The organism is Mesorhizobium sp. WSM4845, assembly GCF_055811455.1.
The window spans coordinates 51,646-61,569 of the sequence record NZ_JBVVQA010000035.1 but is presented as its reverse complement, the minus strand read 5'-3'; the positions used below and the strand labels follow the sequence as shown (position 1 = coordinate 61,569).

At 66.5% G+C, this 9,924-nt stretch carries 8 protein-coding genes and 1 pseudogene; 6 read left to right on the top strand and 3 right to left on the bottom strand.

Annotated elements, in window-relative coordinates; all coding sequences use genetic code 11:
* From AC0L2C_RS28970 to AC0L2C_RS28960, 3 genes and pseudogenes are all read right to left on the bottom strand, one after another.
* A partial coding sequence (locus AC0L2C_RS28970) for a TolC family protein (RefSeq protein ID WP_473525054.1) occupies positions 1–347 on the bottom strand: 347 nt, incomplete at its 3' end.
* Complete coding sequence (locus AC0L2C_RS28965; protein WP_473525046.1) at positions 329–697, bottom strand: hypothetical protein; 369 nt, start codon at positions 695–697, stop codon at positions 329–331. The genes AC0L2C_RS28965 and AC0L2C_RS28970, both read right to left, overlap by 19 nt.
* Before the next feature lie 754 nt (positions 698–1,451).
* Positions 1,452–1,676: pseudogene (locus tag AC0L2C_RS28960) on the bottom strand (antitoxin); the annotation flags it as partial.
* Between the two features lie 745 nt (positions 1,677–2,421).
* Here AC0L2C_RS28960 and AC0L2C_RS28955 point away from each other — a divergent pair.
* The 6 genes from AC0L2C_RS28955 (at position 2,422) to AC0L2C_RS28930 (ending at position 9,785) form a co-directional block, all read left to right on the top strand.
* Complete coding sequence (locus tag AC0L2C_RS28955) at positions 2,422–3,555, top strand: cytochrome P450 family protein (protein WP_473525045.1); 1,134 nt, start codon at positions 2,422–2,424, stop codon at positions 3,553–3,555.
* Between the two features lie 9 nt (positions 3,556–3,564).
* Entirely contained in the window at positions 3,565–4,767 is a 1,203-nt protein-coding gene (locus AC0L2C_RS28950; RefSeq protein ID WP_473525044.1) for a cytochrome P450, read from the top strand.
* A 94-nt stretch (positions 4,768–4,861) separates the two neighbouring features.
* Positions 4,862–6,409 (top strand): cytochrome P450, encoded by a 1,548-nt coding sequence (locus AC0L2C_RS28945; RefSeq protein ID WP_473525043.1) that lies wholly within the window; start codon positions 4,862–4,864, stop codon positions 6,407–6,409.
* Between the two features lie 40 nt (positions 6,410–6,449).
* On the top strand, positions 6,450–7,295 hold the full coding sequence (locus AC0L2C_RS28940; RefSeq protein ID WP_473525053.1) for an SDR family oxidoreductase: 846 nt from the start codon (positions 6,450–6,452) through the stop codon (positions 7,293–7,295).
* Positions 7,295–8,638: a cytochrome P450 gene (locus tag AC0L2C_RS28935; RefSeq protein WP_473525042.1), complete on the top strand. Its 1,344-nt coding sequence runs from the start codon at positions 7,295–7,297 to the stop codon at positions 8,636–8,638. The genes AC0L2C_RS28940 and AC0L2C_RS28935 overlap by 1 nt, the downstream gene beginning before the upstream one ends.
* Before the next feature lie 148 nt (positions 8,639–8,786).
* Positions 8,787–9,785 (top strand): polyprenyl synthetase family protein, encoded by a 999-nt coding sequence (locus tag AC0L2C_RS28930; RefSeq protein WP_473525052.1) that lies wholly within the window; start codon positions 8,787–8,789, stop codon positions 9,783–9,785.
* Positions 9,786–9,924: the final 139 nt, after the last annotated feature.

The window sequence follows — 9,924 nt, the reverse complement described above, 5'->3', positions numbered from 1 at the left end:
CCCCCCCAAAAACCGTCGCCCCACCGCCGCCCCCCCCGCGGGCGCGCAAAAACACTACACCCCGCTCCAGCTGGCTCCCTGTTCCAAGCCCGGGTTTGGGGGGGGGGGGGGGGGCCCCCCCCCGCGACACTGGCGTCGCGTCGCGTTCTGTTGATCCGCACGAGTGCGGTCTCGACTTCGGCGACCGCGTCCAGCACAGCTGATTTGTAGGCGGCCACCGCCACCTTATATGCGGCTGCCGCGCTGCCCACTGCCGCCCGGCGCGAGCCACCGTCAAAAAGCGGGATCGAGACGGCCGGGCCGAAGGACCAGGGCAGAGAGGTTCCCATCAGCGATGAACTGTCGATCTTGACCGAGCCGCCGAGGCTGAGGCTCGGATAGAGATCGGCTTTTGCCCGCCGATCTCGGCGAGCGATGCAGCGACGTCGAACTCAAGGGCGTCGATGTCGGGGCGCTGCCGTAAGGCGTCGGCAGGCACAGCGGATAGCTTGAGGGTCCTCGGCGTGGGTAACCCGTGCTTGCCCATCGCCAGAATATCGCGGACGTGAGGCTCATCACCGCCGATAAGGCGGGCGAGCGACTTGACGAGAATCTCGCACTCGGCACGCTGGGCGGCCCGTGCCGAGGCCGAGGTAGCAGCACTCGCCCGGCCCAACGCAAGGCCGGCGCTCGACTTAAAGCCGGAGGTTGAGGCCATCTCCATTGCCCGGATCGTCTCGCGCTGCGAGGCTCTCTCGGCCGCGAGATCGAGCTCTGGCCGGCCCTTAGTTGATCCCGACTACCGCCCCAACAGCGTCGACCATCTCTTCGAGCGGTCCTGGGGTCTCGCGATTCCGCTACCGAGGCGCAGCAGCTCGGAGGACCGGTTTACCGGCTGGGCTGCCGCGCCGGCGGCGGCATCGTTCACATGAGGAGTTTCTTGGCGCGCCTGGCGCCCATCGGCAAGGAATAGCGCGAGGCAAGCCGTCGGTGGATGCGCGCCTGCCAAGACCGTACCAGACCAAAAACTCCGCCGTGCGGAGGCGCTCGATGCGCTGGATTCGGTGCTGCCATTCGACCGGCGCGATTATCGAGCGAAAATCCTCACCGCGACGATAGCGCCACACTGCGCCATCTCGCCAAAGAAGGCATCGGCGAGAATTCCCTGCGCGCCCTCGCCTCAGATCTCGGTTACCTCGAACCATGATCTCTGGCTGCGGCGGGCTCATCCCTGCCGGCCGATGCCGGAGGTACATCTTCATCGCCCATCACCTGTGGGATCGCAAAGCGTGAGATCGACGTTTCGCACGGTCGGAAGACGTGACCGCGGCGTTGAGGTCGGCCAAACTGTTTCGTGTCGATGGACCGCACGCGCCGAACACCGTACGCCGGCGTCTGTCCAACTGGTCGACGCTGACCAAATGGCGCGCTCCCGCCGGGACGCGCGCGACGCGGGCCAATCGTGTGCCCTAGTCCGACGAGAGGCGATGTACCGCCTTGCGCCGCTCATAGATCGCCTTGGGGATCAGCCGATATTTGAACTGAGCATCGCCAGGCGCCAGAAGACGCGCAACGCGCTCAAGTGCGCCAATGGGAAGTCCATCCTCGATCAGGGAGATCAGCCCGAAAGGCGACCGCGCCGCCACCTCTTTGACGGGCAGCCCCAACACGTCGGCGACATATCCGAGCGCTAGCATATCGCTCTCCATTCGATTGCATCCGAGTTGAATCCGGACTTCGATATTCCTGGCGTGGCATGAGATGATGGGCGAGAGATGATGACACTGAAGGAGCCGGGGGAGCTTACGGCGTCAATTTCTATCTCTGCGCCTATGTCTGATGACAGAAGTCTCCATGTTCTTGAGGCTGCTCCGAACCGACTGGACCGACGATGACGTCGGCACCCTCGACATGATCCGGCAGACCGGCAAGTCCAAGAGCTGCATATGGCGTTGGCAGAGCGCTTCGCCGCCGAAGGCGTTAAGGGCTGTTGCGACAAGACGCGGCCCTCGCGTATTGCGGCTCTCGGGCCCGAAGCCCTGCCGAGTGCGGTTCTGATACGCCGTGAGAGGAATCGGATGACGTGCCAGAATTGTGAAATATATTGCGGAAATATGTAATTTTAGAAATCTCAGTAACAAATAAAATTAACATTCTTTTCACTTGAATTTTGGGGTTTGTTATTCAATTAATTAGGGTGCCCGAACCCGGCAAGATCAAGAGGGTTAGTCGAAATCCAATTTTGCTGCTGCTTGTTGAGGGATGAGACGCTACGCATTTTGCGCGAAGCTGCAAATGATTTGTAGCTTACATAATGGTTCTTTATGGAGTTGTTTGCATGCGCGTAGAAAACGATCATTGCGATGTGATCGGTGTGTCGGTCGCTCCCACGCAACTTAATAGTCTGTCTGCTGCGATTCTGCAGCAGGGGGGATGGCGCGAGTGTCGCTGCCAGGCAATGTGGTGACCTGGGCGGCAGGCCGTCCCCAGACGCTCAGGCGAATGTTTTCCGACCAGCGTTTCAACAGGGACTGGCGACAGTGGCGGGCGCTGCAGGACGGCGAGATTCCCGAGGATCATCCGCTGATCGGGATGTGCAAAGTGGACAACATGGTCACGGCGCATGGCGCCGATCACCGGCGCTTGCGCGGCCTGCTGTCCAGGAGCTTCGCGCCCAATCGTATCGCCTTGCTGGCGCCACGGATCGAACAATGCGTCGATCGACTCCTGGCCGAGATGGCGCAGCGCGGCGGCAGTGCCGATCTGATGTGCGAGTTCGCCGTTCCGCTGCCCACCAACGTGATCGCCGAACTGTTCGGTTTGCCGGACGAACAGCGCGAGGAGATCGTCGCGCTCACCTACAGCCGGGCCAACACCTCCGCCACAGCCGCAGAGGTGCGACAGACGCGGCAGCGCATCCCGGAGTTCTTCCGTCGCCTGATCGCGCTCAAGCGGGGCCAGCTCGGCGACGATCTGGCTTCGGCCCTGATCGTCGCGCGCGACAACGGCGAGCTCGTTTCCGACAGCGAGCTCATCGACATGCTGTTCATGGTGCTCTCTGCGGGCTTCGTGACCACCACCGGCGTCATCGACAATGGCGTGCTGGCATTGCTGACGCATCCGCAGCAACTGCACCTGGTGCGCAGCGGCCAAGTTCCGTGGTCACAGGCGATCGAGGAGATCCTGCGCTGGGGCAGCGCAGTGGCCAATCTGCCGTTCCGCTATGCCACCCAGGACGTGGAGATCGACGGATGCATGGTCCGCGGCGGCGACGCCGTCCTGATGGCGTTCCATGCGGCGAACCGGGACGAAAGGCCTTCGGTCCCGGCGCCGACAGGTTCGATGTCACCCGGCGGCACAACCCGCACCTCTCGTTCGGCGAGGGGCCGCATTCCTGCCTGGTCGCTGAGCTGGCGGGCCTGGAATTGCGCTGCGCCTTCCCCGCGCTGTTCGGGCGGCTGGAGGATCTGGCGCTTACCATCGCCGCGGAGGACGTCGTCTACATGCCGTCTTACGTCATTCGCTGCCCGCAGCGTCTGCCGGTCACCTTCCGCCCGTCCATCGCTTAGAGAGTGAAGTGCCACCATGTCCGAACAACCCCTGCCGAAGCTGCCGATGTGGCGCGTCGATCACATCGAGCCCTCGCCCGAGATGTTGGCGCTATGCGCCAATGGTCCGATCCACCGCGTGCGGTTCCCGTCCGGGCACGAAGGCTGGTGGGTGACAGGCTACGACGAGGCCAAGGCGGTGCTGTCCGACGCGGCATTCCGGCCCGCGGGAATGCCGCCGGCGGCATTCACCCCGGATTCGGTGATTCTCGGTTCGCCGGGGTGGCTGGTCTCGCACGAGGGGGGCGAGCATGCCCGGTTACGCACGATCGTGGCGCCGGCTTTCAGCAACCGCAGGGTGAAGCTGCTCGCGCAGCAGGTCGAGGCGATCGCCGCGCAGTTGTTCGAGACGCTGGCGGCCCAGCCCCAGCCCGCCGACCTGCGGCGCCACCTCTCCTTTCCGCTTCCAGCCATGGTCACCAGCGCGCTGATGGGCGTGCTCTACGAGGATCACGCCTTTTTCGCCGGGCTGTCCGACAAGGTGATGACACACCAGCATGAAAGCGGCCCGCGCACCGCGTCGCGCCTGGCCTGGGAAGAACTGCGCGCCTACATTCGCGGCAAGATGCGGGACAAGCGCCAGGATCCGGGCGACAACCTGCTGACGGATCTGCTCGCAGCGGTCGACCAAGGCAAGGCAACCGAGGAAGAGGCGATCGGCCTGGCGGCGGGCATACTGGTGGCGGGGCACGAGAGCACTGTCGCGCAGATCGAATTCGGCCTGCTGGCCATTTTCCGCCATCCGCAACAGCGCAAACGTCTGGTCGGCGATCCGTCCCTGGTGGACAAGGCGGTGGAGGAAATCCTGCGCATGTACCCGCCGGGCGCGGGCTGGGACGGCGTCATGCGCTATCCGAGGATCGACGTGACCATCGCGGGCGTGCATATTCCCGCGGAGAGCAAGGTGCTTGTAGGCCTGCCGGCGACGTCGTTCGATCCGCGCCATTTCGACGACCCGGAAATCTTCGACATCGGACGCGACGAAAACCCGCACCTGGCGTTCTCCTACGGGCCGCACAACTGCGTCGGGGCGGCGCTGGCCAGGCTGGAACTCAAGGTGGTGTTCGGTTCGATCTTCCGGCGCTTTCCCGCGCTACGCCTGGCCGTGGCGCCCGAAGAACTGAAGTTGCGCAAGGAGATCATCACGGGCGGGTTCGACGAGTTCCCGGTGCTCTGGTGATGCGCGGACGCCGCCGGGGATCGCGATCTTCTCCGCAATTTGCCGGCGCGCCTGGCGCGCGCCGGTCTGATCAGGCAGCCAACAGGTAACCAGGATGGACGTGCAAGAAACCACAGCAGCATGCCAGGACGCCTTTGCCGAACTGGCGTCGCCAGCGTGCATCCACGACCCGTATCCATTCATGCGGTGGTTGCGCGAGCACGATCCGGTGCATCGCGCGGCGTCGGGCCTCTTTCTGTTGAGCCGCCACGTCGACATTTACTGGGTGCTCAAGGCCACGGGCGATGCGTTTCGGGGACCGGCGCCGGGCGAACTGGCGCGCTATTTCCCGCGTGCGGCGACCAGCCTGTCGCTCAATCTGCTTGCGTCCACGCTAGCGATGAAGGACCCCCCGACGCATACGCGTTTGCGCCGGCTGATCTCGCGCGATTTCACCATGCGCCAGATCGACGACCTGCGGCCGAGTATCGCGCGCATCGTCGCAGCGCGCCTGGACGGCATGGCGCCCGCGCTGGAGCGCGGGGAGGCGGTGGACCTGCATCGGGAATTCGCGCTGGCCTTGCCCATGCTGGTCTTCGCCGAACTTTTCGGCATGCCCCAGGACGACATGTTCGGGCTCGCCGACGGCATCGGCGCCATTCTGGAAGGCCTGAGCCCGCACGCCAGCGATCCCCAGCTCGCCGCGGCGGACGCGGCCAGCGCCAGGGTGCAGGCCTACTTCGGCGACCTCATACGGCGCAAGCGCACCGATCCCCGCCACGACATCGTGTCGATGCTGGTCGGCGCACATGACGACGATGCCGACACGCTGTCGGATGCGGAGTTGATCAGCATGCTGTGGGGCATGCTGCTGGGCGGCTTCGCCACCACTGCTGCGACCATCGACCATGCGGTCCTGGCGATGCTGGCGCATCCCGAACAGCGGCACTGGCTGCAGGGAGACGCCGTGGGGGTGAAGGCATTCGTCGAAGAAGTCCTGCGCTGCGAGGCGCCCGCCATGTTCAGCTCCATTCCGCGTATCGCCGTGCGCGACATCGAACTGGGCGGCGTGGTGATCCCGAAGAACGCGGATGTGCGCGTGCTGATCGCGGCCGGCAATCGCGACCCGGACGCCTTCGCCGATCCCGACCGCTTCGATCCCGCGCGGTTCTACGGCACCAGTCCTGGCATGTCGACCGACGGGAAGATCATGCTGAGCTTCGGCCACGGCATCCACTTCTGCCTCGGTGCGCAACTGGCCCGGGTGCAGTTGGCCGAGAGCCTGCCGCGGATCCAGGCGCGCTTCCCCACTCTGGCATTGGCCGAGCAGCCGACCCGGGAGCCCTCCGCGTTCCTTAGGACATTCCGCGCGCTGCCGGTGCGGCTGCATGCGCAGGGCGGGGCTGAGATGCGCGTCGTGGTCGACCAGGATCTGTGCGGAACCACCGGGCAGTGCGTGCTGACGCTGCCGGGCACCTTTCGCCAGCGAGAACCGGACGGCGTGGCTGAAGTGTGCGTGGCGACGGTCCCGCAGGCGCTGCACGCCGCCGTGCGGCTCGCGGCCAACCAGTGCCCGGTCGCCGCCATTCGGGTCATCGAAAGCGACTCTGGCGATGACGAGCGCGCCAGCGCCGACCCTGCGCCTTCTCCGGCGGAGGCCTAGCGGCATGCCGCGAAAGACCAACGCAATCCAGGAGGACACGATGGGACGGTTTGAAGGCAAGGTGGCCGTGGTGACCGGCGCCGGCGCCGGCATCGGCAAGGCATGCGCCCTCGCCGTCGCGCGCGAGGGCGGCAGAGTGGTGGTGGCCGACATTGATGGCTCGGCGGCCATCGCCTGCACCGCGCAGATCGCGGCCGAAGCGGGCCACGCGCTGGCCCTGGCCATGGACATTGCCGATGCGCAGGCGGTAGCAGCGCTGTTCGAGACGGCGGAGCGGCACTTCGGTGGGGTCGACCTGCTGGTGAACAACGCGAGCGCCATGCATCTGACCCCGCGCGACCACGCGATCCTCGACCTGGACCTGGCGGTCTGGGATCAGACCATGGCGACCAATCTGCGGGGCACGCTGCTCTGCTGCCGGCAGGCGATCCCACGGATGATCGCCCGCGGCGGTGGCGCGATCGTCAACATGTCGTCGTGCCAGGGGCTCAGCGGTGACACCGCGCAGACGTCCTACGCCGCGTCGAAGGCGGCGATGAACATGCTGTCGGCCTCGCTCGCGACCCAGTACGGTCATGCGCAGATCCGCTGCAACGCGGTTGCGCCGGGTCTCATCATGACCGAGCGTCTCCTCGCCAAGCTGGACGAGTGCATGCAAAAGCATCTGCGCCGGCACCAGCTCCTGCCGCGCGTCGGCCGCCCCGAGGACGTGGCCGCGCTGGTGGCGTTCCTGCTCTCCGCCGATGCTGCGTTCATCACCGGCCAGGTCGTGTGCATCGACGGCGGCATGCTGGTGCATGTGCCGACATACGCCGACGGTGGCAACAGCCGCGCCGCGCGGCCTACCGGGGACATCGCCGAAGCGGCCGCGGCGCCGCGCTGCTGATGAACATGCTGCTCAACCCGCTGGACCGTCGGCACCGGCTGCGGTACGATATCCCGGTCGTGCCCGGCGCTTTCCCCCTCGTCGGGCATCTTCCCGCCATCGTCTGCGACCTGCCGCGCCTGCTGGGGCGCGCGGAACGGACGCTGGGCAGCCACTTCTGGCTGGATTTCGGCCCGGCCGGCCACCTGATGACCTGCGTGGATCCGGATGCGTTCGCACTGCTCCGGCACAAGGACGTGTCCTCGGCGCTGATGGAAGAGATCGCGCCCGAATTGCTTCGCGGAACGTTGGTCGCCCAGGACGGCGGCGCGCACCGGCAGGCGCGCGATGCGATCAAGGCGGCGTTCCTGCCCAAGGGGCTGACCCAGGCCGGCATTGGCGACCTGTTCGCGCCCATCATCCTGGCGCGGGTGCAGGCGTGGCGCGACCGCGGCGACGTAACCATCCTGCGCGAAACCGGCGATCTGACGCTCAAGCTCATCTTCAGCCTCATGGGAATCCCCGCGAACGACCTGCCGGGTTGGCATCGCAAGTACCGGCAACTGCTGCAGTTGATCGTCGCGCCTCCGATCGACCTGCCCGGACTGCCCTTGCGGCGCGGCCGCGCCGCCCGCGACTGGATCGACGCGCAGTTGCGCCAGTTCGTCCGCAACGCGCGCGCGCATGCCGCGCGAACCGGGTTGATCAACGACATGGTGAGCGCCTTCGATCGCAGCGATGATGCGCTCTCCGACGACGTCCTGGTCGCCAATATCCGCTTGCTGCTGCTTGGCGGTCACGACACCACCGCCTCGACGATGGCCTGGATGGTGATCGAGCTGGCGCGGCAGCCTGTGCTGTGGGACGCCCTGGTCGAGGAGGCGCAACGCGTGGGCGCGGTGCCGACCCGACACGCGGACCTGGCGCAGTGTCCGGTCGCCGAGGCGCTGTTCCGCGAGACGCTGCGGGTGCATCCGGCGACTACGCTCCTGCCGCGTCGCGCGCTGCAGGAATTGCAACTCGGCCAACGGCGCATTCCCGCGGGCACCCATCTGTGCATCCCGCTGCTGCATTTCTCGACCTCGGCGCTGCTCCACGAGGCGCCTGATCAGTTCCGCCTGACGCGGTGGCTGCAACGCACGGAGCCGATCCGGCCGGTGGACATGCTGCAGTTCGGTACCGGGCCACACGTCTGCATCGGCTACCACCTGGTATGGCTGGAACTGGTGCAGTTCTCCATCGCCTTGGCGCTGACCATGCACAAGGCCGGGGTGCGGCCGCGGTTGCTGAGCGACGTCGAAAAGGGCCGGCGCTACTACCCGACCGCACATCCGTCCATGACAATCCGCATCGGATTCTCATGAGCTGGCATCGCACGCCCCGTGTGGCGAGGCAGCGGCGCCGGCGACGCCCGGCATTGCTGCCTCGGCGCGCGCGCTCGGTGCGACACCGGCAACACCGCGGCGGCTCGGCGCTCGCCGTGGCCGTGTCAGGTACAAGGACATGAACAACATGCAGACCGGTTCCACGCTACACGACGACCGAACTGGCGTTTCCGCGCTCGGCGGATTGGGCGCGCAGGCGCGCGGCGCGTCCGGCAGGCTGCTGCCGGAGATCTGGATGCAGGACGGTGCAAAACGGGTCGAACAGGCGCTGGCGCGTCTTCTCTGCGCCGAAGACGACGGTGAGACCGAGCTGATGACGGCGATGCGCTATGCCACCTTGCATGGCGGGAAGCGCACCCGCGCCTTGCTCTGTCTGGCTGCCGGCGCACTGGCCGACACGCCGGCGCACATGCTCGACGACGTCGGCGCCGCCATCGAGATGATGCACGCCTGTACCCTGGTCCACGACGACCTGCCCGCGATGGACGACGACGTGCTTCGCCGCGGCCTTCCGACCGTGCACGTCAAGTTCGGCGAAGCCACTGCGATCCTGGTCGGCGATGCGTTGCAGGCGCACGCCTTCCTGACCCTGGCGAGCCTGGATGCGCCGGGCAACAACCGTATCGCGCTCGTGCGCGAACTGGCGCAGGCGGTGTCCGCCGAGGGTGCCGCAGGCGGGCAGGCCATGGATCTGTCGCTGGTCGGAAAGCACGTCGAGCTGGACAGGATCGTGGCGATGCACCGGATGAAGAGCGGAGCGCTAGTGCGCGCGTCCGTTCGCATGGGCGCGCTAGGCGCCATCTCGGAGGATGCCGCGCACGCTGCGCTGTACTGTGCGCTCGATCGCTACAGCGCCTGTTTCGGCCTGGCGCTGCAGGTGGTCGACGACATTCTCGACGCGACAGCGGATACCGCGACGCTGGGCAAGACCGCCGGCAAGGACGCGGCGGCGCAGAAGCCGACCTGCGCGTCGATCATGGGGCTGCAGGCAGCGCGCCAGTTCGCGCTGGATCTGTTGCGCGACGCCGGGGAGGCCATCGCCCCGCTGGGTCCGCGTGCGGAACGATTGGCGCAGATGTTGCAGCGGGCCAACGCGTATCTGTTCAAGCACGCGCCCTGCGCATGAGCGCGCGCGTCCGCATGGAGCCGCCCCTGTGCCGCTGCGATCGGCTGGCGGCAGCGGTGCATGCTGCACTGTGTCCGATTCCGCGGCGCCGATCGCAGCGGTTGCGCAGCGGGCCGCGGAATCGGACACAGTGCAGCAT

Coding starts and splice junctions, on each gene's coding strand:
- AC0L2C_RS28935 (WP_473525042.1), top strand. CDS start 7,295: ATGAACATGCTGCTCAACCCGCTGGACCGTCGGCACCGGCTGCGGTAC.
- AC0L2C_RS28930 (WP_473525052.1), top strand. CDS start 8,787: ATGCAGACCGGTTCCACGCTACACGACGACCGAACTGGCGTTTCCGCG.
- AC0L2C_RS28950 (WP_473525044.1), top strand. CDS start 3,565: ATGTCCGAACAACCCCTGCCGAAGCTGCCGATGTGGCGCGTCGATCAC.
- AC0L2C_RS28945 (WP_473525043.1), top strand. CDS start 4,862: ATGGACGTGCAAGAAACCACAGCAGCATGCCAGGACGCCTTTGCCGAA.
- AC0L2C_RS28965 (WP_473525046.1), bottom strand. CDS start 697: ATGGCCTCAACCTCCGGCTTTAAGTCGAGCGCCGGCCTTGCGTTGGGC.
- AC0L2C_RS28940 (WP_473525053.1), top strand. CDS start 6,450: ATGGGACGGTTTGAAGGCAAGGTGGCCGTGGTGACCGGCGCCGGCGCC.